The 604-nt window shown below is 36.9% G+C and carries 1 protein-coding gene; it reads right to left on the bottom strand.

The genetic code is table 11. The features are described from left to right. On the bottom strand, positions 1-604 hold a 604-nt coding region (locus N3F66_15115; GenBank protein ID MCX8125477.1), incomplete at both ends, for a hypothetical protein.

Below are 604 nucleotides of genomic sequence, written 5' to 3'. Positions count from 1 at the left end.
CTGCCTCCCCAAAACTCAAGGTCAAATCATAGATGTTGTCTATTTTTACTTTTTCGGTGGCAATCGTTATCACACCACCATGTGGCATAGCATCCCTTGCATTGGAAACGAGGTTTAAAAGTACCTGATCCAGCTGGGCTGCATCGGCCATTATAAATAATTCCTCCTCTGAAAAAGATGTGTTCAGAATAATTTCTTCTGTTAGTAGTCTCTTTAAAAGCTTTATGGTTGAATTTATGTGTTTATTTACATCAATAATTTCGAGTTTTGAGGGCTTTTTTCTACTAAAAGAAAGAAGGTTTTGAGTTAAATTTGCTGCCTTATTCGAGGCTAAAATTATCTGGTCAATATAAAAACGAAGGGGATTTTCTTCATCTACTTTCATCTGTAAAAGAGTGGCATACCCTATAAGGGATGTAAGGATATTATTAAAATCATGGGCAATACCTCCTACGAAAAGCCCAATTGCCTCCATCTTTGATGCCTGACGAAGCTGGAGCTCTAAATTTTTACGCTCTGTAATGTCAATGAGCGTTCCCTCATAGTGAATTATATTACCTTGATCGTCTTTGATGGAATATATCTTTATGTCTCCCCATACAAC

It is taken from the genome of Spirochaetota bacterium (assembly GCA_026414805.1).
In the GTDB taxonomy this organism is placed as follows: Bacteria; Spirochaetota; UBA4802; order UBA4802; family UB4802; genus UBA4802.
This window is presented reverse-complemented; position numbering and strand designations above follow the sequence as displayed.